Consider the following 23,101-nt stretch of genomic DNA (forward strand, 5'->3'; position numbering starts at 1 on the left):
CCATATTCTATAACACCAATTCTAGGACAAACTTGCTACCAACAAAGCCTACTGCTAACAAGATAAAGGCATAAAAGGTAATGTTGGCTGCTCGTTTGCCACGCCAACCTGCACGCCAATGACCTATCAATAGTACGCCAAATAGTAACCACGACAGCAAGCTAAAGACTGTTTTATGTGCAATGTGCTGCGCCATTAAATCTTGTACGTAAATAAAGCCAATGCCTAAGGCGATGCTTAGTATAATAAAACCTACCAGTATCATATCAAATAATAGGCTTTCCATACTTTGTAAGGGAGGTAGTTTGTTCACCCAAAAACGATGAATGGTGTGATGTTTCAGCTCACGAATCTGCAAACGCAAAAATAGCGCTTGTAGAGCAGCCATCAGCAGTACACAATAGGCGGCAAGTGATAATAAAATATGGGCTTCAAGTCCAATACTCACATCAGTCAAGGGCTGATACGGGGCGCGGCCAACATAACCTATCGTCATGCCAATAAGCGCTGTCGGTGCGGCTAGAATTCCAAGACTAAGAATAGGACGATATAAGCAAAACAGTACGTAAAAGAATAAGAAAAACAGACTGATGAGACTGATTATATTAAATAGGTTAAAATTTAATCCATATAACGTAACGACATATGGATACAATAGCGCGGCATGGGCAAGCATACCAACGATTAATAAACCAAGGCTTAAACCTTTATGAATAGGGTGACTCTTTGTCAGCGCCCAACTGATATGGATACTGACCAATATATAAGCCATACTGGCAATGATAAACGCAAGGTGCACTGGTAAAAAGCCTCATCCCATAATGAGCACAAAATCGCCGCTCAATTTAACGCTAAAGTGGTATTATTAGAATAATCGTCCAATTTATCATAAAATGAAGGCTAATTGAGAATCATCTCTATTATTCTTTATAGCTACTAAGACAGTAGTTGCCAAATCTACAGATGCTAAGGCATCAATTACGCGATAGTATTGATAAGTAGTTGTTTTTGGATAACTTGCATATAAAACAAGCGAGTAATATTCCAAACTATTTTATTTAGTCCATCTTTAATAAAGTGCTTTTTGACTGCATATATTTTAATAAGAAGCCTTTTGATAAAAATATTTTAACTGTTTAATTGAGAGTTATTTATGTTTGATACCTTAACAGAACGTCTGTCGTCAAGCCTACGTAATATCGTAGGGTCTGGACAACTGACTGAAGACAATATCAAAGACACGCTGCGCGAAGTGCGTATGGCGCTCTTAGAAGCTGATGTGGCGCTACCTGTCACGCGCGACTTTGTCAAACGTGTCAAAGAGCAGGCGCTGGGTGCTGAGGTGCTAAAAGAGCTGGCGCCAGGACAAGCCTTTGTCAAAATCGTCCATGATGAGCTGACCGAGATGATGGGCAGTGCCAACCAACAGCTTGAGATGACAGGCAAACCGCCGGTTGTGTACCTATTAGCAGGTCTACAAGGTGCGGGTAAAACCACCACCGCTGGTAAGTTGGCCAAATATCTACAAGAGCGCCAAAAGAAAAAAGTCATGCTGGTCTCAGCTGACGTCTATCGTCCAGCAGCAATCAAACAGCTTGAGCAAGTGGCTGGTCAAGTGAATGCTAAATTTGTCAATTCAAGTGTCGATGAAAATCCTATCGATATTGCCCGCCGTGCCATCGAAGAAGCCAAAATCCAATATCAAGACATTTTGATTATCGATACTGCGGGTCGCTTACACATTGATGACACCATGATGGATGAGATCAAGGCACTAACGGCAGCGGTTAATCCATCTGAGACGCTGTTTGTCGTCGATGCGATGACGGGTCAAGATGCAGCCAATACTGCCAAAGCCTTTAACGATGCGTTGCCATTAACTGGTGTTGTCCTCACCAAGACCGACGGTGATGCACGCGGCGGTGCTGCATTGTCTGTACGGGCGATCACAGGTAAGCCGATTAAGTTTTTGGGTCGCGGTGAAAAGCTAGACGCTTTAGAGTTGTTCCATCCTGAGCGTATCGCCCAGCGTATCCTCGGTATGGGTGATGTACTAAGTCTGGTTGAAGAGGTCGAGCAAAAGATCGACCGTGATAAAGCCGAAAAAATGGCGAAAAAGATGCAAAAGGGCGGTGATTTCGACCTTGAGGATCTATTAACTCAGTTTCAGCAAATGAAAAACATGGGCGGTATGTCAGGCTTCCTCGATAAAATGCCTGGTATGGGCGGCTCTGACATGCAAAAAGCAGTCGAGGACGCTAAGCCTGAAGAAAAAGTGCGTGAAATGGAAGCGTTGATTAATTCTATGACCCCATTTGAGCGTAAAAATCCAGATAAGATCAATCCAAGCCGTAAGCGCCGTATTGCTGCGGGTTCTGGCCGTGAGATTCAAGACGTCAACCGTTTGCTAAAGCAGCATAAGCAAATGGCAAAAATGATGAAAATGATCTCAAAGCCTGAAGGTATCAGTAAAATGATGAAGTCGATGCAAGGCTTGATGGGCGGTGGCGCCGGAGCTGGAGGCGGTGGTCCTCTATTTGGTGGTGGTCAGCAGGGCGGCCCTAAAGATGTGAGCCCGCAACAGATGGCGAAGCAAATGGGACTTGATCCCAACAACATGCCTAGCACCGAAGAGATGCAAAAACAGATGCAAGAGTTGCAGGATCAAGCCCCTAAAAAGTTTAAGACGCGGTTTTAATAGTCCAGTAACAAGTTTCTGTTATTGTAAGTTTTCTTTTTAATGAAAACCCAAAGCTAAAGCAGTTTTGGGTTTTTTTGTGAAAATTATGAGCAAATATTTTCTAATAATTAAAGTATGAAAAACGTAGAAAGTCATAAAATCACTTATCCTAAATGCTATTATAGGCGCAATTTTATTGGGGTTTTTTTATATAGTCGTTTCAGTTTAAAAGTAGTATAAGTTTAAAGTGTTATAAAGCAACCGAGTGTGTAGGTAGTACTACAGACGAGACGCTATAATGTTTACAGCGGACTGACTATAGTGCCAAAAGTATAAGCCGAGGTTACGATGTTTTTAGCAATGGATACCGTGTTTGATCAGTGTTCGATCGCCGTTTTAGATGCGAGAGGGCAAGTGCTGTCGAACCATACCGAGACGGGTAAGCGTCAGCAGACTCAGCAAATCTTGCCTATGATTGATGCAGCGTTGTCTGAGGTAAATCTCAACCTTGCTGACATACAAGCACTTATCTTTAACCGTGGCCCTGGCGCATTTAGTGGTATTCGGATTAATACCGCAGTGGTACAAGCGCTATCAGTGGCGCACGACTTGCCTTGTGTCGGCGTGTCTAGTTTGCAGGCCATTGCTCAGTGTGCGTACCAACAGTATGGTGTGACAGAAGTTTATAGTGCTCTTGATGCGCGTATGCAGCAAGTGTATTTTGGCCAGTATGAATTAGTGGTTGACGACCAGTCGGGTCGTAACGTCATGCAGCCCGTATTGGCTAATGATAGCGATAGCACCGAGCAACTGTTAGATTATGACAGCCAAACTGCGCTTAATCTTGCTATCGTCGGTAACGGTGCGCCGCTATTAAAACTGTATGATGGACAAATATGCCATGACGATGTCTGGCCAGACGCAACAGTGATTGGTCAGCTGGGTATCGCTCAATTTATAAGTGCTGGTGGTACCGATGCGGCACATGCGCTGCCTAAATATCTGCGCAATCAAGCATGGAAAACCCTAAAAGAGCAAGGTAAGGCCTAAACGCTGCTAGTCGCTACAAACGATAACAACCTCTCAAACATTTATACTCAGTTACCTGTAAATCTGGATCTAGGAACACCATCGTGGATATCATTTTATTAATTCAAGCTGTCATCATGGGTATCGTTGAAGGTATCACTGAGTTTTTACCCATTTCTAGCACGGGTTATTTAATCTTATCTGCCGATTTGATGAGTTTTTGGACCAAAGACAAAGTCGATTTGTTTGTGGTGGTGGTGCAACTGGGAGCTATTTTAGCGGTCATTTATGATTATTGGGGTAGGCTCTGGCAAGCTTTTATGGGTCTACTGACTGGCAAAGCAGAAGGCATGAGTAACCCAAGACAGCTGGGGCTGAGTCTGATTGTCGCTACCATTCCAGTGATGCTCGTAGGCTTTACTTTTGCTGATGAGATTAAAACCTATTTGTTTAATCCGATCACAGTCGCCATCATGCTTATTATCGGTGGTCTGCTGATTTTTTATGTCGAGAAACGCCCGAAAACGATCGTTGCGCGTGAGGCTGAAGACGTCAGTCTAAAGACAGCGCTAATGATAGGTTTGTTTCAGTGTTTGGCTCTCATTCCGGGAACCTCTCGCTCAGGGGCAACCATCATCGGTGCGCTTTGGCTTGGGGTCTCGCGCAAGGCTTCGGCTGAGTTTTCATTCTTTTTGGGGATTCCTGTCATCGTGGGTGCTGCATTATTAGACTTGCTCAAACACGGTGATGTATTGAGCAGTCGTGAAGACTGGCTGGTATTGGGCGTAGGCACAGTAGTGTCATTTATCGTCGCGCTGCTTTGTATACGCTGGCTGGTGGCATGGGTCAGTCGCCGTGATTTTACGATTTTTGCATGGCTACGTATTATCACAGGAGTCATCGTACTGTTGGCGTCTTGGCTATTTGGCTATCAAATGGCAGGTTAAATGTGCGCTATGATTTGTGGTTATACAGGCAATAAATAGAGAGAAATAGTCATGAGCGCGTCGCGACCAGCCGCTAACAATCCTAATGTGCAAAGTTACTGTCAACTGTTTTATATCAGCGATAGCCAGCAAGCACAGATTGAGCGCTTGCAAGCATTGATAGTACAGCACCAGCTGCCCATTGTCTTGAATACTGAGCAATTGAGCGTTAAGCTCACTCAAAAACGTCGCCAGCAGTTAAGCCAAACCTTCACTTTGCCCATTTTAGTATTGGATCAAAAAGACAAGTTATCATGGCTGAGCGATGGCCTAAGCGTGGCGCCAGAATGGGACAAATTGCAGCGCCGCGTGGTAAGCGCTGGGCGTAAGTCTGAGCTATTGCTGCAAGCAGCGAAGGTCACAGCGGACAGCCGTGTGATTGATGCCACGGCAGGCTTTGGCCATGACAGCTTGATATTAGCCAGTACGGGTGCACAACTCACCATGCTCGAGCAGCAGCCGTTGATGGCATTGCTATTGTTAGTAGAGCAGCAGCGGATGAGTGCACAGCCCAATTGGCAAAAGCTGATGAGCCGTCTGCAAATTATCAACACCGATGCGCTCAGCTACTTTGCAACCTTACAAGCTGATATAACAAATGAGACTAAAGCCGTCGATGTGGTCTATCTAGATCCGATGTTTCCAGAAGACAGCTACCAAGACAGCAAGACTGGCAAAGGTGCTAAAGTTGGCAAGCATATGCAAGCGCTGCACCAGTTAGCAAGCCCGCCGACACTGGACGAAGAGCGCCAAATGCTACAACATGCGCAAGCTATCGTCAGGCAAAATAGTGACAAACAAGGCCGCGTGGTGGTAAAGCGTCCACAGCTTGCCCCAGCGCTTGCCAATCAACCGCCCAATGAGAGTTGGCATAACGAAGCAGTGCGCTTTGATGGTTATTTTTAATACAGCGATTATAGCTTATATTATTTGATTGGTTTTATTGAGGGTTTAGTATGTCAACGCTTATGATTTGGGTAATGGGTGCAAGTTTACTGCTATATAACATCGCGCTGCGTACAGAGCTACTGCAATTAAAGGCACGACTGCGTGAGCAGACAGGTACAAAAACTTATTTAGCTTATTTGCGTCAACATGCTGCCAAAGGCGATATGGCTGCTATGAAAGCCTTACGCAAAAAATATCCTGAACTATCTTTAGTTGAGGCAAAAAAACTATGGAATCAGTTATAAAAAAATGATTATTATAAGAATTGAGTAAGATTGATGTATAAATCAGCTGAGATGAGCCTAAAAGACAAACTGCACGCTTATATGCAATTGACCCGTTTTGATAAGCCAGTCGGTATAGAGCTGCTACTTTGGCCCACACTTTGGGGCGTGATGCTGGCTGCTATGGGCCATGCGCAGCAGCAAGGGGCAACGGCAGGTCTGCCTAGCCTAAAGGTATTTGTATTATTTGCACTCGGCGCGATTTTTATGCGAGCAGCAGGCTGTGCGATCAATGACTTTGCCGATCGGAAGGTCGACGGTCATGTCAGTCGTACCAAAGGCCGCCCATTAGCAGATGGTCGCTTGTCTGCCAAAGAAGCCATCGCAGCTTTTTTGATACTAGTATTACTCAGTGCCAGTTTATTGTTTTTCTTACCTATTGCAGTGTTTTATTGGTCGTTAGGGGCAGTCATATTAGCCTTTATTTATCCCTTTATGAAGCGCTACACTTATTTGCCGCAAGTGTTTTTAGCTGCAGCATTTGGCTGGGCGATACCGATGGCTTATGTCGCGATACAAGGTGCACCTGACATTTGGTGTTGGCTGTTGTTTATCGCTTATATGTGCTGGACGGTAGCTTACGATACCCAGTATGCCATGGCTGACCGTGAGGACGATCTAAAGATTGGGGTTAAATCAACGGCGATATTATTTGGCCGCTATGATGTCGTTATCATCTCGCTACTACAGATGCTATTTTTGCTCATTATGGGCGTGGTGATGTGGCACTACTTTGCGCCGACGTCGTTTGGCATAACGCCAGTATTTGGACTAGCGTTGGTCGCGATGATGTTTGCTAAGCAGAACAGCGCCTGTGCCACGCGTCGTGCAATGTCTTGCTTTCAGGCGTTTTTGGCCAATATCTGGGTCGGGCGCTATGTTTTTGCACTTATCGCAATTGCGTGTTTATGGACGACTTTTAATGGATAAATTTAAGAAGCTATCAAAGTCAAAAGCGAGAAAGCGGGCCAATCCCAATGGTCCAAGCGTCGATTATCAAGCCAAGCTTGCTGAACATGGACTGACGCGCGCGCAGGTCATCGCCACCGAGCGTAAACTGGCCAAATTTGCCAACACCATGGACTCATTGGTGCGTGTGCCATTTACCAAGCAAGGCATGGGCGCTGATGCCGCGCTTTCAACCATTCCGCTGGCAGGGGATTTGGCGGGGCTGGCGTTGACCAGCTATGCCTTTATATTAGGTCGTCAGCTAGGCGTACCGGCACATAAGATGACGCCTGCAGTGAAACTGGCATTGATCGATATGGTGGTAGGCATCGTCCCTGGTATCGGCACATTGCTGGATATCTTTATACGTCCCAGCCGCAAAACCTTGGGCATCGTGCATGAGCATCTACATGATGAGTATGGCATCACCGAAACCATGCATATGGATCGGCCGTTTTTACATCAATCATTAGAAGACAAGCAGCAGCAAAGTCGCTTTTGGCGTAATCCTATTGTGGCTTGGGTGTATCTGCATATCCCAGACATCATCGGCCTTATCGTCATCGCGATGATCGCGTGGGGGCTGTGGGCGCTTATTAGTTGGCTGGTCGAGGTATTTGGCAAGACAACGGGTTTTGGCTAAAAATAAGCAGTCATGAAAGAGGCGGCAAACGTGATTATCGTTTGCCGCCTTTTTTATTGCTTAAAATATTATTTTTAAGAGGCTTAAGCTGTTTGTTTTTTAATAAGTTGCTCAGTTAATAAATTACCAGTTGATAATTTATTCAGTGACGACTTCAGCATCAGCGCTGATGGCATCAAAGCTTTTGACTTTATCGTTTTTAATCAGGTCGATACTGCCGCCACCTGCATGACTGACCAATTGGACATCACTATCGCTTGAGCGATACGTTGGGTTATTGCCTTGGCCTTCTGGTGCGCTTAGGGTCATCGTTGAATTATTGGGCAAAGTGACAATGGCATTGAGTACGCCTGCAGCGGAGGTCTCAAAAGTGACGGATAATGACTCGCCAGCTGCGCTTTTATAACGCACGTCGGTGATCTGCGCGCCTTTAATGGCTTGCTTGGGATTGGGAGTCGCGGCTGCTGTATTTAGTGCTATTTCTACCGTTTTGATATCGTCTTCAAGTTCGTTTAAGCTAATATCGTTCTCTGAATCTGTGATGGAGTTAGCCAGGTTTTGAGAATTATCTATTTGAGCGCCGTCTATTTGATTAGCGTCTATAGATGCATCAGTACCACTATTATCATTAACAGGTGTCGTTTGAACGGGTGTTTTTGCTTGTGATTCATGAACTGCTTCAGGTTCTGGCGACTTTTGGCAAGCAGTTAGTATCAGTACACTAAACAAAATGACGGGAAAAACACGTAAGTAGGACTTGGTTTTTAATGAAGCTAAAGTAGGGGCTTTCATAATGAGTTTATTATCCATTAAGATGGGTTATTTGAACATAGTAAGCAGTAATCTGCTGTTCAATGGCAACCTATTACTAGGTGCTTACGGTAATAACTAGCTTTCGCTGTCCGCCATGTTTATCAAGGTTGTCTCGATGCTCGCATAAATATATACCTTGCCACATACCAAGCCCTAATGTGCCATTGATAAGTGGAACGGTTAAGCTGACCCCAAGCATTATACTTTTAAAATGGGCGGGCAAGTCGTCTGAGCCTTCTAGCGTATGGCGATATTCAGGCTGGTCGGCTGGTGCTATTTTATTGAGCCAATCTTCAGTATCTAGTCTGACATCTGGATCAGCATTTTCGTTGATAGCGAGACTGGCTGAGGTATGCTGTAAAAATAGGTGGACTAGGCCTGCTTTAGATGAGTTAGGTATTAGCTTATCAAGTGCATCTTCAATCATTGGCGTTATGATATGAATGCCGCGCGCATAGGCGGGTAGGGTAAGCGTGGTTTGGTGATAGGGCATTGCATACCTCTTGTCATTGGAATCAACTTTATAGATTCATAATACAAGATAGCCATGAGCGTGAAAAGCTCAGTCATAACAAAGCTGAAACTAGGTTTGGGCTTTAAGTAAGCGGCGTTTGCAAGCGTGTACGATTAGGCGATAGGCGTGCGAGCATCGCTGCCGACAACGGTGCAAACGAGCCAAGCATCATATCTGCCAAGGCCTCAGCACATATGGGGGCTAATGCATAGCCTTTTGCGCCCATTGCACTCATTGTCCAAAGCCGCTTACTATCTACCAATAGCCCAACCATTGGGTGATAGTCAGGCGTTTGCGTGCGAATGCCTGCGCGTCCATGCCATAGACTGGTATCTGTTGGAATCACTGCTGCTAACTCAGGAATAGCAGTGACGAGCTTTTCGCGGCTAATCTGATGCTCTTCATCACGAATATCGGTGCCTGTGTCATTACGCACAAAGCTTGCGCCTAACAATAAATGCGTTGCACCTTCTACCACATCATTTAACTCGTTATCGCCAGCGTGCGCGGTAAAGGGGGCACAGTAACCGCTGTATTTGAGTGGTACTTTCGGTAAGTTTGTAAGCTCGGCGGTGGTCGGCGTAAACCAAGAGAGCTGACCGCGAATCTTACGGCAATCAAAAATGCGTCGATCTAGCTTATGACTCTCAAATGCGGCGCAAATCACCACGTTATCGGCATCAAGAGAGACGGTGTTGTTTGCCTGATCATTACCTTTAATCGTAGCGGTTTGCGCCGTCTCGCTAATATCGTAAACGTCTATTTGCTGAAATTGAATGAGCGGGTGCGACAGTATGATGTCTTTTAAGGCATGCGGATTGACCAAGCCAGACTGCGGTAAATATAAGTTTTCTGTTAAATCTTGCGCGGTTAGTCCGCTGATGCTTTGAGCCTGCGGCAGCGATAAAGTGGTGGCCATCTCGTCCGGATAGTCTGCAATTTGCTCGGTGCCAATATTGGCTTTTATCAGCAAATCTAGTGCGCCTGTTGGCTCAAGTACTGGTGCTAGCTGCTGCTGCGTGGCCTTGTCATTAAGCGTTTGATATAGACGGCTGCTATAGAGATAACCGATGCTATGCAAATGCTCGTCGACATGATGAATCGGGGTCATTTTAGGCGCGAGTAGGGCGCGAGGATTGCCCGATGCTCCTGCTAGAGGTGCTGATTTGTCTGTCAAGGTAACCTTGATACCGCGATTGGCAAGTGACCATGCTGTTAGCAGACCAGAGACGCCAGCGCCAATAATTACAGTATGGGTGCTATCAGCAGCTCGATTATTAGCATGGTCGTGAGCGTTGCTATTATCGTCTGCTAGGTCAGTAGGCATAGGTACGATAGCCGTTAGCATTTCGCGCTTACGACCAAAGCCTTTGACTTTTTTGATCTCAAAGCCGCAGTCTTTTAGCGCGCGTTTGACGATACCGGCGCAGCTATAAGTGGCAGCGGTCGTGCCAGAGCGGGAGAGACGCTGAATTTGTGCAAAGATGTTTTCAGCCCACAATGTACTATTGCAAGAAGGGGCAAAGCCGTCCAAATACCATGCATCGATATAGGGCACGGACCGTAGAGACGTGTCTAATGCCAATTTGGTTAAGCTATCCGCAGCATCGCCCAACCATATATCGACCGTTAAGTTGTCATCAAAAAAACGCAAACGATGACAGCCTGCGATGAGTGGTGGATAGGCGGCCAAAAACTGCTCAATCAGCGCAGACAGCTCAGGCGCACGCTGTGCCCATAAGGCTAAGATTTGAGTGATATCCGTGAGCGGTATCGGGTGCTTTTCTGTGGTAATAAAATGCAGCTTCGCTGTTGCTAAGTGCGGATGCATTTCACGCAGCGCACGCCAGAGCTGCCACGTTGCCAAAAGATTAAGCCCTGTGCCAAGCCCCAACTCTGCGATGCTAAAACACTGATTTGGCGCAAGATTAGTCAAGCGCTCAGCCAGTTGATTGTGTGCCAAAAACACATAACGCGACTCTGCGAGACCGTCGGCATGCGAAAAATACACATCACCAAATTCACCAGATACCGGCACTTTATTACCCGTATCATCCATCTGCCAGTCGATTTTGGCAGGAGTGATAGCGGATGCAGAGGTACTGGGATCGGTAGAGTGCCGCGCAAGCGTCGCAGCGGCGCTATTATTTTTGGAGGCGGGGTTAGACATAGACGATCACATTCGACAAAGCAAAAAGACGATAAATAAAGCTACCAGCGCTCACGGCGAACAAACACAAGCCACGAGATAAAAATACCAACAAGCAGGCTAATCAAGACGGTAAACGCACCGTATAAAAACAGCTGTCCTTTGCTCTCATAAACCAAAACATTCACTTGCGTCTGTAAGTCATTCACTTGCCGCTGCAATTGCGCATTACGGCTAAGTAGTTGCTGATTGGCCGCAGATAGTGCTTGGCTTGATGGCTGAATCTGTGCGGCTAGAGTATTGCTAGCTGGCAATGTTTGGTTAGCCGCTGGTTGATTTGGCGTTGACTGAACAGAGGTGTTTTGATTGGTGGCAGTCGACATCGCTACCGTATCAGTATTTGTAACCGATGGCGCTGCCTGCACTGACATAGCGATGGCTAGAAACACACTAGCTAAGCTATATTGATAGCAGCAAGTTTTTAATGACAATTTACGCTGATTCACGACTTCGCTACTTTATTTAAGATGCTATCAACTGCTTTTGGCAAGGTATGGATAAAGGGTCTGATATCCACATGACTGTATACACCATCTCGTAAGTAAGGCTCATCGTTTGCCCATGCTTGCGCGTCTTCCAAAGACTCAAAGTCAGCGATGATTAAGCTACCTGACATCGCCTCCAGGCCATGCTCGATAGGTGTTGGGCCTGCGATGATAAGGCGGTTTGCACGGTCTAAGGCTTGCAAGCGTTCGACATGTTCAGGACGAGTGATTTTACGTTGTGCACTGCTATTGGCAACGTCGTGACCGATAATAGCAAATAAGGACATGATTCTTCCTTTATTAGTAGTAGGAATAAAAAGTTATAAATTATAATAATGCCAACTTAATAACCGCTCAATATCTATTACAAAATGGCAAATAGCAAAATAAGCGTCATTTATCATACTCATATGTAAGTACATAAAATATAGCTATGCTTCTTTATTTTGCAGACTTATCAGTTAAAGCTGGATTTAAATGCTTTTTTAAGACTGCAAACTGAGCAATGACAAACACCAACATAATCGGAATCCAGCCATAGGTTTTAAAGTTGATCCATGCTTCATCAGACATCGTAAATGCCGTGATATAATGTAAAAAGCCCATAAAGGCAAAAAATAGCCCCCAAGCGATGGTTAGCTTTTTCCAGCCGCTCATCGTGAGCGAAAAGACATCTTTCATGGCAAGCTGCATCAAGGGTTTATTAATCGCGGCACTGACAATCAGTGTTAACGCAAAGATACCGTTGATAATCGGTGATTTCCAGCGCAGATAGATGTCATCACGCAAAAGTAGTGTGCCGCCGCAAAACAAAATAGTTAGTATCAATACAACCCATTGCTGTTTATCAAATTTGCCTTTTTGGCGCACAAAATGAATTGCATAAACGACGATGGTTGCAATAAGTAAAGCACCTGCTGCTGCCAAAATACCACTTTGACGAGCAGTGACAAAAAAAGCAATCAAAGGAATGAAGTCTAGTAAAGCTTTCATAACAAATGGGATGTCCAACAAAAACGTAGTGAGTAGTTTACACGTCTACTGCAGCAAAAAAAAGCAATCAACATCACAAACATACTGATAATAAGGGTAAGTGTTAGAGAATCTCATTAACGTTTTCTATTGAGCTACTATCTATTCTTTATAATCCTATATATTCGTAATAAAATCTAAGGCCAACCTTATGAAAATCGACTTACATTGCCACAGTACCTGTTCAGACGGCACGTATGCACCAGCAGATGTCGTGCAGCGTGCTCATGCTGCTGGTGTTGATGTACTGGCATTGACTGACCACGATACGCTACTAGGCATTGATGAAGCTAGAGCGACAGCCACAACATACGGAATGACACTTATCAATGGTGTTGAAATCAGCTGTGAGCATACGCTCAGTGGCGGCTATGGCAAAAATAAATCGACCAATAAGATCATTCACATTGTCGGGCTTGATTTTACCGATTTAGATAAAATGCACGCAACGCTGCAGCAGTTGCAAGATAGCCGCGCTACTCGTGGTCAGCGAATTACTAAAAAGCTAAGCGAGCTATTAGGTATCGACTATGACGAGCTATGGCAAGCGATACTCGATAAAGCAGGTGGTAACCCACAAGGAGTAGGACGTGCGCATATTGGTCAGGTGTTGTTTGAGCGCGGTGATGTCAAAACCGTGCAAAAAGCCTTTGATAAATATCTGGCTGACAACAAACCTGCTTATGTGGCGATCGATGCTTTGAGTATGGCTGAAGGTATTGAGCTGATACATGCTTGCGGCGGTAAGGCTGTGCTTGCGCATCCAACGCGTTATCAGCTTTCAGCGACGCGTGTACGTAAGCTCATCGCCGAGTTTGCAGCGCTGGGCGGTGATGCTTGTGAGTTGCCAGCGACCAGTGAGCCGATTAGCACCCGCCGGATGGTCGATCGTAGTATCGCTGAACATGGACTTGCTACCTCAATTGGTAGTGACTTTCATGGTAGCAATATGCCATGGCGCCGTATTGGAGATGTGCCAGAATTATCAACTGAACAACAAGGCGTTTGGCAACTTTTTCAAAATACCAGACATTGATTATTGAGCAATTATTAACCATATGTCATATATAGAGACCATTGATAACAATCATATTGCCAAATGATTTGAAAGTTGCCAAAATCAATAATAAACATACTAGAATTATACAGGTAAGAATTACGTTCACGAAAACGAGTATAGTGCTGCGTCAATTGACGGCTTATTTAAAATTACACTGTATATCAACCATTTAAGGTCTAATCTAATAAGTATCGTCATCTACCATATCCTAAGTTCAGTACCAATGTAGTAGTAATCAAGGCATAAGGCCTTTATTGCTTTAAACTCATCTATCAGTCTGTTAGCACCTATTCACAAACCATGTTGTTTGGATTGGTCTTGGTGACAGAATGAATAAATATGCACGTGGTAACGCGTATATGGTTACATCGATATACCGAGCAGGCTACAAAAAACTTTCTCAAATGATTTTTGAGTGGCAAGCTGCGGATAGAGCGTCATTGTTAGCCATATTCATTGTGATGGAAATCATCATGCATTGGCTATGGTTTCTATTTGTCTGGTTACGACAAGATGCGTTAGATAGTTATGTGGATATGGCTCTCTTATATCCAATATGGATTATCATAACGCTCATAGGGATATTCTTTTGGTGGATGGTAGGTCACTTATCTCGTATCAGAGACGATTATAAGCGTCTGCATAATTGGCAAATCGTACTCATCTGTGTGTATGGTTTATACATTGCAGTCATCGTTTTGGTCATGGGTCATAGCAGCTTGGTTTCAGGAGTATCGCTCGTCGGCGGTACGATGCTTGCGATGATGCTAGTACGCCGTCGTTACATTTGGTATGCGTTCTTGTTTCAAGTTTATTTGATTGTATTGATGGCAATTTTGCCTTATTTGGGGGTCACTTTACCCAGCATGCGTCAATTAAATATTACCTCGTTACCGCTTGGTACCTATAATTATCAGACCTATAGCGAGATGACGAGTATCGAAAACGCGATAGAAGCCACTATTTTTCAAGATGGTACGCTTAGCTGGGATAGTATAAACGAGATTCGGCGCTCTTCAGTATTCTTCTGGCGTGCAACGCATATGTATTTGGCATTGCCCAAAGCCATTTTTATGGTATATATTTTTAGTACGCTGTTGTTGATTTTGGATAATAGCAAAAAACAAATCGTACAACATGCCAATCATGATGAGCTGACAGGTCTAAAAAATCGCCGCTATGGCCTAACTAAAATGCGCCAAACGCTAGCCAAACTCACCAAAAATCAAGATTATACCGTAATCTTACTCGATTTAGATCTGTTTAAAGACATTAACGATAATTATGGTCATGATGTCGGTGATCATGTATTAAAAGAAGTTGCAAATACCTTAACAGATAAGCTCACTGAGACAGATATTGTCAGCCGTTACGGTGGTGAAGAGTTTTTAATCGTCTTACCTGATATAACCCATGATCTGGCGATGGCTATTGCAGAACAGCTGCGTTGCGATATTGCGGCTCATGTGTTTCAAATAGATCATAGCTTAAGCTTTAGTGTAACGGCGAGTCTAGGGCTTTATACACTGACTCATACGGAGCGAGCATGTATCAAACAAAGATATACGGCTATAAAATTGAAAGAGACGATGACCACGTCATCATTAACGAAGTTGCCAGCGATTAAGTCACGTAAGAGCAATCGCGCATCTATAACAGCATCAGAGCTGCGACGCGCCCAGTTGCCTAGTGATATTTGTCAGCGTTTGATTAGAATCGCAGACAAAGCATTGTATGAAGCCAAAGATCGCGGTCGTAATCAAGTCGTCAGTGCCAACGATATGATAGTAGCAAAAGACAATATTAAGCCACTATATAGTAGCCGAAAAAACAGTAGCCAAAAAACAGGTACTTGATTGGTTATGATCAGTATGGCTCAAAAAAAGCAGCTAATCGTTATACACTCGGCGATGAGATGTTTAGCTGTTGTACCAAGCTTGCCAATACACTGGTCGCAAAGCTGCCAGTCGTCAAAGTAAAGTTTAATACCAGCGTTTGCTTATCACTATTTTGTTCCTCCTGCCACTCCCAGCTTAGCGCCTCAATTGGTAATCGCAGCGCGCGTCTTTGGGCTTTGACATCGCGCTGCTCTAAGCCTGCTGCTAGCTGCGTCAGCAGTGGATTATTTTGTATCACATCATTTTCAAGCTGAGCTGCTATGCCGCTGACTTTGCCATTACCCACGCCCCAAAGCACACCAGTTGGATGAATATCACCACTGGCAACACGCGCACACAGCGACTCGTCTATCTCTTCACTGGCAAATATCGAACCTGAACCATCTAAATTAAACACTTCACCGGCAAGTCCGGTATTCCAGTTGCCTGCGCGGACTCTGGCTGCCAATATCTCATTAAATAGTAAGCTGCGCGCGGCAGATAGCTCCATCGCGTTTTGCTCGCGTGGTACGCGTTTACGTTTACTCTTTTTTGTCTGAGGTTTAAAGGCAGGTGCTGGACGGGCAAACAGTCTCAAAGCCTCTGTGATATTGTTACCATGCCATCCAAAGCGCTGCGGGCCAAAGTAATTGGGCACACCGCTTACGCTGATATTTTGCAAATGCTGATCTACTGATGCCTTATCGCTACCTTCTAATTCAATATTACGTAAGGTGATAATAAACTGATTGGCCCTATGCGTGCCGCGACCTAATTTTTTATTGTGCCAATGCTGGGCAATGATAGTGACCGACTCGTTGTCACCGATATCTGTTGGCGCAAACTCAGTCGCAGGCAGCAGCTTTTTGGGTATTCGCAGGCTAAACCACTGCGTCGTCAGTGCGTGACGGTCTTTGAGGCCCGAATAACCGACATCACGCAACGGAATCTCTGCCCATTCTGATAGCAATTTTGCCAAATACGCCGTATTTATCCCTGATTTTTCAATATGTAGCCATAGATGCTCGCCTTCGCCAGTGAAGTCGAGTGGCAAGAGTTCGTTGACAACAAAATCTGTGTTATAGGACTTGTAAGTCGCTTGTTTGATAGGCGGCGGTACTGGCTGCGGGAGCTGTGCGGTATCTGTTACGGCTTTGATATCGATGTGTGCAATATCATCATTTGTAACAGCCAGCTCGTTAGTAGAGGGCTGACGGTTTAAGTTAGGTTGAGAAATAGATTTATCTGTTATTTCGTTCCGGTTTTCTTGAGAAGTCATAAAGTCGTCTTGTATTTTGATTATGAGTTTTAGCTTGAAAGGGTAGAGCTATTTGTTAAAGGCTAGTAAGGATTAGGGAATTACGTTTTGCAACGCAGCGAACATACAAATAAACAGCGTGCGCTAAGTGTTATTGCTACTATCAATATATCTGTTTTTTTAAATGTATAGTTGATACTAAATAAAATGGATAGATGACACTATGATGCGTGACTGGTACAAATTTTCTCACTTGCTGCAGCTAGTAGACAGAGGCTTCATAAAATTCATCTCAGTAATGCATGGTAGTTTGCACGAACCCTGTGTTTTTAAAGTATATCGACTATCTTCACACGTTTTATTTAGGACGCAATGTTAACTGTTAAGGATAACCTATGAGCCAAGTCAATAGTAACCAAGACGATAATAAAATCGCCACCAAAAATCTAGTAACCATTAATAAATCTGATATCCCAAATGGCGGTATGAAATCCTACAAACAAGATGACGATAGTATCATTTTAATTACCCGTGATGAGGATGAGTTTTTTGCTTTCGATGGCAAATGTCCTCACGTTGGTGCAGATTTAGGTGATGGCATGCGCTATGGTAATCGAGTGGTCTGCCCATGGCATCATGGCACTTTTGATAGCCGTGATGGGAGGCTGTTAGAGCCAGTTGCTATGCGCGGGCTGACCCAGTATGAGCTGACAGATGAAGGCGATAGCTTGACTGTCAATACATCAGCGAAGATAGATAAACGAGTAGAGAATGATAAGCTGACCGATACACATACTATTATCGTAGGCGGCGGCGGTGCGGGTTTTATGACTGCTCATCAGCTACGCCACACCGGTTATGGCGGCAACATTACCATTGTTAGCGCTGACGATAATGCACCTTATAATCGCCCATTATTATCCAAAGCATTTATGGCCGGACAAATAGACGAAGATAAACTGTTTTTTGGTGGTTCGAATTGGGCTGATAGAAATAATATTAAGCTACGTTTAAACCAAACAGTTAGTGAAATCCAGCCTAATGAGCGTACGATCGTCATTGAAAACGAAAGTGGTGAGAACGAAAGACAAACCGCAGACTTTTTAGTCGTAGCGACAGGGGCACAGCCAAAAATACCACCATTTAAAGGCGCTGATGCCAAAGGCGTTTATACCTTGCGCAATTTAGATGATGCCAAAGCCATTAAAGCGGCCAGTAGCGGTAAACATGTCGTCATCGTAGGTACGGGCTTTATCGGTATGGAAGTGGCGTCATCACTGGTGCAAGCAGGAAACGTCGCCTCTATCACTATTATCGGGCGTAGTGCTCGGGTTATGAGTAATATCGTATCAGAGAGCATCAGTAATGCTTTGATTGATTTGCATAAAGAAAAAGGCGTCACCTTTGCCTTTGGTGCAGGCGTCGATGCTATCAATAGTGATAATGGTGAAGTGAGTGGGGTAGTGTTGTCTGATGGCAGTACGATTGCAGCCGATATGGTTATATTAGGTACAGGCGTAGCGCCGCGTACCGATATCATCGATGATGTCAACGATCCTGATGGCGTGCAAGTAGATGAGCGTTTGCAGCTGCGTGATGGAGTGTATGCACTCGGCGATATTGCTAAAGCTCCCAATCAGATGGGGCGCATGCGTATCGAGCATTGGCGGGTAGCATTGCAGCACGGTATCGTTGCGGCAGCGGCTATCTTGGGTGAAGATAATGTCAATGCTTTAGAAGAGCGTATTCCGTTCTTTTGGTCGGCGCAGTACGGTAATAGCCTGCGCTATAGTGGTCATGCAGCGACTCCTGACAATGGTATTGTATTTGGCACGCCAAGCAAGTTTGACTGTATCGAATACTACTTTGATGATGAAGAGGAAAACTCTCGTGCAAGCGCTGCCATCTCACTTGGGCGGGACAAAGAGTTGGTCGCTTTTAGTGAGCTGCTGCGTCGTGGACATGCACCAACGCGGGCACAAATTAATGCAGGGTTCGATATTATCACACAAGCGCAGGCGTTATCGCGCTAGCATTTACAGGCGAATAAGGTTTACTATTAAAGCTGGCTTGATTATTCAAGTCAGCTTTTTATATCGTAATAGTAAAAGGATATCACAGAGTATGAATAAAGAGATTATAAATAAAAACCATAAAAGTAAGGACGCTGTGTTTTTACGGCAAGCCAAAGCGGATGATATTGGCGCACTCGAACAGCTATTAAATCGCTGCTATAGAGAAACCGCAGGCTGGACCAATGAAGCGGATTTAGTTGGCGGCATTCGCATCACTCAAGCTGAGCTGGCAAGCATCATCGAGAATCCAAAACACTATCTGTTTGTGTATCCAAAAACCACAACAGGCACGCGCGATGGCAATGAAACTGGTGAGCTGCTTGGCTGTATCGCCGTCGATATAAAAGACGATGCCGACTCGAATAAAGACGATCAAAATACGAGCGCTGATAAGGATAAAGCGTACATCGGTATGTTTGCGGTACATCCAGAGCTGCAAGGGAGCGGTGTAGGCAATGTGATACTACAAGCGGCAGAGTCGTTTGCTACGCGGCATCTAGCAGATAACGGCCAGCCAAGTCGTTTGACCATGTCTATCTTAAGTCATCGTCCTGAGCTCTTGGCCTATTATCAGCGCCGCGGTTATCAATTAAATGGTAATAAAATGCCGTTTCCAGATGACGGCAATAATGGCGAGCCAAAGCGTCAAGATTTAGAGTTATTGGAATTAGAAAAAGTGGTGAGTACGTAAACCCTAACCCCAAAAATGTCCAAAGGTCATAAATAAGCCAACGCTGAGCAAGATAAATGCCACGATGATCAAGCGCTTAAACCAGTTAAAAGCGGGTAAGCGTGTGGCATTATCATCAGACATTAGAAAAGCAAATAAGCATAGTAAGCTGCCTGCTAATGTCATAATCCCAACACCTATGGGTAAAATATACAGATATACCTGCCACGTCACCATTATAAAACCATCTCGCAACTATTTATGTTATTGGCATCATAGCAGTATCGTGCTTGGGCTGTCTGTATGTGGTTTTACACTAAAGTAAAAATAGACAATAAAAAAGGCCATTTCGTTAAAAATAGCCTTTCTTCTAACTCTGTCTGTCTAGCGCATGGTCACAAACTCTTCTGCACCCGTTGGATGGATGGCAACGGTATTATCAAAGTCAGCCTTAGTCGCGCCCATCTTAACTGCCACTGCAAACCCTTGCAGCATCTCATCGACACCGTAACCGATGCCATGTAGGCCAATGATTTTTTCGTCATCACCTAGGCACACCAGCTTCATCACGCATTTTTGACGATGCTGCGTCACCGCGCTATACATCGAGGTAAAGGTTGAGGTGTAGCACTTGATATTGTCTTTGCCAAATTGGTTGACCGCATCGATCTCAGATAAGCCAATCGTCCCAATCGCAGGGTGAGTAAAGATAACCGTCGGTATCAAATCATAAACCAGATGCTCATCGGTCTTGTCGTTAAATAAGCGCTCAGACAAACGCCTGCCAGCGGCAATGGCTACTGGTGTCAAGTCGATGCTATTTTCGATAATATCACCGACCGCGTAAATACCATCGACATTGGTATTTTGGAACTTATCGACTTTGATTTTGCCAAACTCGGTGGTTTCTACGCCTGTCACTTGCAGGTTGATGTTGTCGGTTGAAGGCGCGCGCCCAATCGCCCAAATCAGGCAATCGACCGTATCAAGCGTGCCATCTTTGGTACATAACTCTAAACAGCCATCTTCCTTTTTATTGACTTCCGTCAGTGTGGTGTTGGTATGCAAATGAATACCGTCTTGCTCCATCTCTATCAGTAGTGCCTCGACGATAGTATGATCAAACGAGCGCAGCGGTGAATGCTGACGGACATATAAATGCACCTCAGCGCCGAGGCTGTTGAGCACGCCTGCGATTTCAACAGCGATATATCCTGCACCCGCGATAGCGACCCTTTTTGGCAAATGAGTCAATTTAAAAAAGCCATCAGAATCGATACCGTGCTCTGCGCCTTTGATATTAGGCTTAATAGGGTGACCACCCGTCGCGATTAAGATATGATCGGCAGTGATATGCTCGCCATTGACCTCAACCGTATTGGTATCGACAAATTTAGCAAAGCCTTTAATCACTTCCACGCCGTTTTTGGCCAGATTGTTGTCATAAGCGCGGTGAATGTTTTGGATATACTGCTGGCGGCTTTGTACCAGTTTTTGAAAGTCAAAGTTTTTTAATTCCACATCAAAGCCATAATCTGGCGCATACTTCTCAATCGCTTCGGCCACTTGCGCGCCGTACCACATCACCTTTTTGGGCACGCAGCCCCAGTTGACGCACGTGCCACCGAGTTGCTCCGCTTCGATAATGGCGCATTTTTTGCCGTAGCTTGCTGCGCGGTTGATCGAGGCAATACCACCGCTACCGCCGCCAATGGCGATATAATCATAATGCTTTGTCATTGTTATGTCTCTTTATTAAGTTTCGGTACAGTTTTGAACTCTATTGTAATGGGTATGGATAATCAATCTTACAAGTTTTTTATCATAAGGGTGTGCCAGCTAGCATCAGTTTGTAAAAGTATTTAAACAAAAATAGCCTAACACATAATAATCTCATTTAAACCTATCTAAACCTGCCTAGACTATGGCGCGACGTCTATAAAATAACAGCCCCGGAATGGACAGACCCAGCACCAACCCTGAGGTAACAAACAAGGCTTCGAATAAATACACCATCATTTGCCCAAATAACTCATCTGAGAAACCAAAATAGCCTATCTGTACCATACTGACCATTGCCTTATAAGCAGCGATACCGGGCATCATACAGATGACACTAGGAGAGATTAGCGCTTTGGGCGGCAGGGTGTATTTTTTAGAAAAGTACACACCCAAAAAGCTGGCAAGCATCGCCCCAAAAAAGCTGGCCACCACCAGATGGACGTGCTGATAGACGAGTGCTGTCTTTAGCCCAAAACCAAACGCCGTCATCAGCAAACACGGCAAAATATAGCGTTTGGGCACGCTAAACATCAGCGTCCAACCAAGGGTTATGATACATGACAGCACGATAGTTTCAATGAACCACATCTTAAAACCCCCAATGCTGTATTTGTAGTAATATCAGCGCCATAACGATGCCTACGCACGCGGATAAGGTCAGCATATAGGTAAAGACCGCCCGCCCAACGCCAATATTGACATAGCCTTTTAGAATGTCTGAGAAAGAATTAATCAAAGGAAAGCTTGGCACCAATAACAGCACGCTAGAGGCAACCGCAATATCGGCATTATTACCAATATCAAAATAATAGGTTGTCGCGCCAATTAAAGAGGCGATAAAAGCTGTCACAATGACGGTAATAAAAGGATTAAAATGATGCTTGGCTAAATAAATGCGCGTAAACATCGCTACCATGCCCGCGACGAATGTTACCCCAGTAATCGACCAACTGCCACCATTTAGATAAGCAAACGCGGCACAAGACGCCCCAACGAATATGCCCACCAGCCATGTTGGGTACACTGCCTTATCTAATTTATCAAACGCATGAATGGTGCGGTCCGTCAGCTCAGACTTTAGCTTGTCATTACGCCTTGCAGCTTCGGTTTTATTAACGATTTGCTGAATCTGTACCAGTAAATTGACATTGATACTTTGGTTAATGGTGTCTCTGGTAGTGGTGATACAGCGCTCATCGCAGATGGTGGTCAAGGTAATGGCATTAAAGTTCAGCGAGCACTCGACGCTACTCATTCCCAAAGCCAGCCCCAAGCGTTTGGATAAATCCACCACCACGGCAGACTCCGCGCCATATTGCATAAGAAGTAGGCCGCAGCGCACGCATAATCGAGTAATACGCTGCTGCTGTATGTAGCTGGTAGAGGTCATTGGAGGAGTATGCATATTGGCTGAGATATTGATATGGACAGAGGTAAAGATAGCATAACTTGCCCTGCTTATTTGCTACTATTATAAAGCGTAAACCATTGCCGCAAGGAGAACAAAATGCACATTGCTATCTTAACCCTGACTTTTGCGCTACCCGGATGTAGCTCACTTAAAGAAAAGCGCCAACGAATGGGCGGCTTGCACGCGCGCTTTGGCAATACGCCAAGCGTCGCCGTCTGTGAGAGCGGCGAGCGCGATCGGCATGACGCCAGCGAATGGACATTTGTTATCGTTGGATTATCCAAACGTGAAGTTGAGTCGCAATGTAGTCAAATTGAGGAGAAGATAGAGCGGACGGTGGATGCAAGAATGATGAATGTTGAGAGGGAGTTTGTTTAGGTTATTAGCTTTCACTAGC

At 44.8% G+C, this 23,101-nt stretch carries 24 protein-coding genes; 12 read left to right on the top strand and 12 right to left on the bottom strand.

Annotation, left to right across the window (positions count from 1 at the left end; genetic code table 11):
- Positions 1-7: 7 nt before the first annotated feature.
- Positions 8-799, bottom strand: a complete 792-nt coding sequence (ccsA, locus tag Q0895_RS07535) for a cytochrome c biogenesis protein CcsA (protein WP_299187214.1) — start codon at positions 797-799, stop codon at positions 8-10.
- A 354-nt stretch (positions 800-1,153) separates the two neighbouring features.
- Here ccsA and ffh point away from each other — a divergent pair, with 354 nt between their 5' ends.
- The 7 genes from ffh (at position 1,154) to Q0895_RS07570 (ending at position 7,518) form a co-directional block, all read left to right on the top strand.
- Positions 1,154-2,698 (top strand): signal recognition particle protein, encoded by a 1,545-nt coding sequence (ffh, locus tag Q0895_RS07540; RefSeq protein ID WP_299187216.1) that lies wholly within the window; start codon positions 1,154-1,156, stop codon positions 2,696-2,698.
- 330 nt (positions 2,699-3,028) lie between these two features.
- Positions 3,029-3,730: a tRNA (adenosine(37)-N6)-threonylcarbamoyltransferase complex dimerization subunit type 1 TsaB gene (gene tsaB, locus Q0895_RS07545; protein WP_299187218.1), complete on the top strand. Its 702-nt coding sequence runs from the start codon at positions 3,029-3,031 to the stop codon at positions 3,728-3,730.
- 83 nt (positions 3,731-3,813) lie between these two features.
- A complete protein-coding gene (locus Q0895_RS07550) occupies positions 3,814-4,656 on the top strand; it encodes an undecaprenyl-diphosphate phosphatase (RefSeq protein ID WP_299187221.1) in 843 nt (280 codons plus the stop codon).
- A 51-nt stretch (positions 4,657-4,707) separates the two neighbouring features.
- Entirely contained in the window at positions 4,708-5,601 is an 894-nt protein-coding gene (locus tag Q0895_RS07555) for a class I SAM-dependent methyltransferase (protein ID WP_299187224.1), read from the top strand.
- 50 nt (positions 5,602-5,651) lie between these two features.
- Positions 5,652-5,888: a hypothetical protein gene (locus Q0895_RS07560; protein WP_299187227.1), complete on the top strand. Its 237-nt coding sequence runs from the start codon at positions 5,652-5,654 to the stop codon at positions 5,886-5,888.
- A 51-nt stretch (positions 5,889-5,939) separates the two neighbouring features.
- Positions 5,940-6,857 carry a 4-hydroxybenzoate octaprenyltransferase gene (ubiA, locus tag Q0895_RS07565; RefSeq protein ID WP_299187367.1) on the top strand — a complete coding sequence of 306 codons (918 nt, stop codon included), beginning with the start codon at positions 5,940-5,942 and terminating at the stop codon, positions 6,855-6,857.
- Entirely contained in the window at positions 6,850-7,518 is a 669-nt protein-coding gene (locus Q0895_RS07570; protein WP_299187229.1) for a DUF4112 domain-containing protein, read from the top strand. The genes ubiA and Q0895_RS07570 overlap by 8 nt, the downstream gene beginning before the upstream one ends.
- A 138-nt stretch (positions 7,519-7,656) precedes the next feature.
- Here the strand turns inward: Q0895_RS07570 and Q0895_RS07575 are convergent, their stop codons facing one another.
- The 6 genes from Q0895_RS07575 to Q0895_RS07600 all read right to left on the bottom strand — a co-directional run bounded on the left by Q0895_RS07575 (position 7,657) and on the right by Q0895_RS07600 (position 12,532).
- A complete protein-coding gene (locus tag Q0895_RS07575) occupies positions 7,657-8,310 on the bottom strand; it encodes a hypothetical protein (protein ID WP_299187231.1) in 654 nt (217 codons plus the stop codon).
- Positions 8,311-8,386: 76 nt separating this feature from the next.
- Entirely contained in the window at positions 8,387-8,824 is a 438-nt protein-coding gene (locus Q0895_RS07580) for a secondary thiamine-phosphate synthase enzyme YjbQ (protein ID WP_299187233.1), read from the bottom strand.
- 103 nt (positions 8,825-8,927) lie between these two features.
- Positions 8,928-11,015: an FAD-dependent 5-carboxymethylaminomethyl-2-thiouridine(34) oxidoreductase MnmC gene (gene mnmC, locus Q0895_RS07585; protein ID WP_299187235.1), complete on the bottom strand. Its 2,088-nt coding sequence runs from the start codon at positions 11,013-11,015 to the stop codon at positions 8,928-8,930.
- Positions 11,016-11,056: 41 nt separating this feature from the next.
- On the bottom strand, positions 11,057-11,500 hold the full coding sequence (locus tag Q0895_RS07590; RefSeq protein ID WP_299187237.1) for a hypothetical protein: 444 nt from the start codon (positions 11,498-11,500) through the stop codon (positions 11,057-11,059).
- Positions 11,497-11,826 carry a YciI family protein gene (locus Q0895_RS07595; protein WP_299187238.1) on the bottom strand — a complete coding sequence of 110 codons (330 nt, stop codon included), beginning with the start codon at positions 11,824-11,826 and terminating at the stop codon, positions 11,497-11,499. Before Q0895_RS07595 ends, Q0895_RS07590 begins: the two co-directional genes overlap by 4 nt.
- Positions 11,827-11,980: 154 nt before the next feature.
- Entirely contained in the window at positions 11,981-12,532 is a 552-nt protein-coding gene (locus tag Q0895_RS07600) for a septation protein IspZ (protein ID WP_299187241.1), read from the bottom strand.
- A 190-nt stretch (positions 12,533-12,722) separates the two neighbouring features.
- On the opposite strand from Q0895_RS07600, the gene Q0895_RS07605 reads away from it, so the two are divergent.
- Together Q0895_RS07605 and Q0895_RS07610 are read left to right on the top strand one after the other, a co-directional pair.
- A complete protein-coding gene (locus Q0895_RS07605) occupies positions 12,723-13,607 on the top strand; it encodes a PHP domain-containing protein (RefSeq protein ID WP_299187243.1) in 885 nt (294 codons plus the stop codon).
- Positions 13,608-13,990: 383 nt separating this feature from the next.
- A complete protein-coding gene (locus Q0895_RS07610) occupies positions 13,991-15,487 on the top strand; it encodes a GGDEF domain-containing protein (RefSeq protein WP_299187245.1) in 1,497 nt (498 codons plus the stop codon).
- Between the two features lie 40 nt (positions 15,488-15,527).
- Here Q0895_RS07610 and Q0895_RS07615 read toward each other — a convergent pair whose 3' ends face one another.
- Positions 15,528-16,787, bottom strand: a complete 1,260-nt coding sequence (locus Q0895_RS07615) for a tRNA pseudouridine(13) synthase TruD (protein WP_299187247.1) — start codon at positions 16,785-16,787, stop codon at positions 15,528-15,530.
- Between the two features lie 374 nt (positions 16,788-17,161).
- On the opposite strand from Q0895_RS07615, the gene Q0895_RS07620 reads away from it, so the two are divergent.
- Complete coding sequence (locus tag Q0895_RS07620) at positions 17,162-18,799, top strand: FAD-dependent oxidoreductase (protein ID WP_299187250.1); 1,638 nt, start codon at positions 17,162-17,164, stop codon at positions 18,797-18,799.
- Positions 18,800-18,890: 91 nt separating this feature from the next.
- Positions 18,891-19,532 (top strand): GNAT family N-acetyltransferase, encoded by a 642-nt coding sequence (locus Q0895_RS07625; RefSeq protein WP_299187254.1) that lies wholly within the window; start codon positions 18,891-18,893, stop codon positions 19,530-19,532.
- A gap of 3 nt (positions 19,533-19,535) precedes the next feature.
- Here the strand turns inward: Q0895_RS07625 and Q0895_RS07630 are convergent, their stop codons facing one another.
- The 4 genes from Q0895_RS07630 to Q0895_RS07645 form a co-directional block, all read right to left on the bottom strand.
- On the bottom strand, positions 19,536-19,697 hold the full coding sequence (locus tag Q0895_RS07630; protein ID WP_299187256.1) for a hypothetical protein: 162 nt from the start codon (positions 19,695-19,697) through the stop codon (positions 19,536-19,538).
- A gap of 198 nt (positions 19,698-19,895) precedes the next feature.
- Positions 19,896-21,251, bottom strand: a complete 1,356-nt coding sequence (gene gorA, locus Q0895_RS07635) for a glutathione-disulfide reductase (protein WP_299187259.1) — start codon at positions 21,249-21,251, stop codon at positions 19,896-19,898.
- 177 nt (positions 21,252-21,428) lie between these two features.
- On the bottom strand, positions 21,429-21,881 hold the full coding sequence (locus tag Q0895_RS07640) for a threonine/serine exporter family protein (protein WP_299187261.1): 453 nt from the start codon (positions 21,879-21,881) through the stop codon (positions 21,429-21,431).
- Between the two features lies 1 nt (position 21,882).
- A complete protein-coding gene (locus Q0895_RS07645; protein ID WP_299187369.1) occupies positions 21,883-22,683 on the bottom strand; it encodes a threonine/serine exporter family protein in 801 nt (266 codons plus the stop codon).
- Between the two features lie 117 nt (positions 22,684-22,800).
- On the opposite strand from Q0895_RS07645, the gene Q0895_RS07650 reads away from it, so the two are divergent.
- A complete protein-coding gene (locus tag Q0895_RS07650) occupies positions 22,801-23,082 on the top strand; it encodes a DUF503 domain-containing protein (RefSeq protein WP_100749948.1) in 282 nt (93 codons plus the stop codon).
- Positions 23,083-23,101: the final 19 nt, after the last annotated feature.

This window comes from uncultured Psychrobacter sp. (genome assembly GCF_947495825.1).
Lineage (GTDB): Bacteria > Pseudomonadota > Gammaproteobacteria > Pseudomonadales > Moraxellaceae > Psychrobacter.

What these genes read in the sequence shown, in the direction of transcription:
- Q0895_RS07575 (WP_299187231.1), bottom strand. Translation starts at nt 8,310, where the DNA reads ATGAAAGCCCCTACTTTAGCTTCATTAAAAACCAAGTCCTACTTACGT.
- Q0895_RS07625 (WP_299187254.1), top strand. Translation starts at nt 18,891, where the DNA reads ATGAATAAAGAGATTATAAATAAAAACCATAAAAGTAAGGACGCTGTG.
- mnmC (WP_299187235.1), bottom strand. Translation starts at nt 11,015, where the DNA reads ATGTCTAACCCCGCCTCCAAAAATAATAGCGCCGCTGCGACGCTTGCG.
- Q0895_RS07610 (WP_299187245.1), top strand. Translation starts at nt 13,991, where the DNA reads ATGGTTACATCGATATACCGAGCAGGCTACAAAAAACTTTCTCAAATG.
- Q0895_RS07555 (WP_299187224.1), top strand. Translation starts at nt 4,708, where the DNA reads ATGAGCGCGTCGCGACCAGCCGCTAACAATCCTAATGTGCAAAGTTAC.
- tsaB (WP_299187218.1), top strand. Translation starts at nt 3,029, where the DNA reads ATGTTTTTAGCAATGGATACCGTGTTTGATCAGTGTTCGATCGCCGTT.
- Q0895_RS07615 (WP_299187247.1), bottom strand. Translation starts at nt 16,787, where the DNA reads ATGACTTCTCAAGAAAACCGGAACGAAATAACAGATAAATCTATTTCT.
- Q0895_RS07595 (WP_299187238.1), bottom strand. Translation starts at nt 11,826, where the DNA reads ATGTCCTTATTTGCTATTATCGGTCACGACGTTGCCAATAGCAGTGCA.
- Q0895_RS07580 (WP_299187233.1), bottom strand. Translation starts at nt 8,824, where the DNA reads ATGCCCTATCACCAAACCACGCTTACCCTACCCGCCTATGCGCGCGGC.
- Q0895_RS07650 (WP_100749948.1), top strand. Translation starts at nt 22,801, where the DNA reads ATGCACATTGCTATCTTAACCCTGACTTTTGCGCTACCCGGATGTAGC.
- Q0895_RS07605 (WP_299187243.1), top strand. Translation starts at nt 12,723, where the DNA reads ATGAAAATCGACTTACATTGCCACAGTACCTGTTCAGACGGCACGTAT.
- Q0895_RS07560 (WP_299187227.1), top strand. Translation starts at nt 5,652, where the DNA reads ATGTCAACGCTTATGATTTGGGTAATGGGTGCAAGTTTACTGCTATAT.
- ffh (WP_299187216.1), top strand. Translation starts at nt 1,154, where the DNA reads ATGTTTGATACCTTAACAGAACGTCTGTCGTCAAGCCTACGTAATATC.
- Q0895_RS07645 (WP_299187369.1), bottom strand. Translation starts at nt 22,683, where the DNA reads ATGACCTCTACCAGCTACATACAGCAGCAGCGTATTACTCGATTATGC.
- Q0895_RS07630 (WP_299187256.1), bottom strand. Translation starts at nt 19,697, where the DNA reads ATGACATTAGCAGGCAGCTTACTATGCTTATTTGCTTTTCTAATGTCT.
- Q0895_RS07570 (WP_299187229.1), top strand. Translation starts at nt 6,850, where the DNA reads ATGGATAAATTTAAGAAGCTATCAAAGTCAAAAGCGAGAAAGCGGGCC.
- Q0895_RS07600 (WP_299187241.1), bottom strand. Translation starts at nt 12,532, where the DNA reads ATGAAAGCTTTACTAGACTTCATTCCTTTGATTGCTTTTTTTGTCACT.
- Q0895_RS07620 (WP_299187250.1), top strand. Translation starts at nt 17,162, where the DNA reads ATGAGCCAAGTCAATAGTAACCAAGACGATAATAAAATCGCCACCAAA.
- ubiA (WP_299187367.1), top strand. Translation starts at nt 5,940, where the DNA reads ATGAGCCTAAAAGACAAACTGCACGCTTATATGCAATTGACCCGTTTT.
- gorA (WP_299187259.1), bottom strand. Translation starts at nt 21,251, where the DNA reads ATGACAAAGCATTATGATTATATCGCCATTGGCGGCGGTAGCGGTGGT.
- Q0895_RS07640 (WP_299187261.1), bottom strand. Translation starts at nt 21,881, where the DNA reads ATGTGGTTCATTGAAACTATCGTGCTGTCATGTATCATAACCCTTGGT.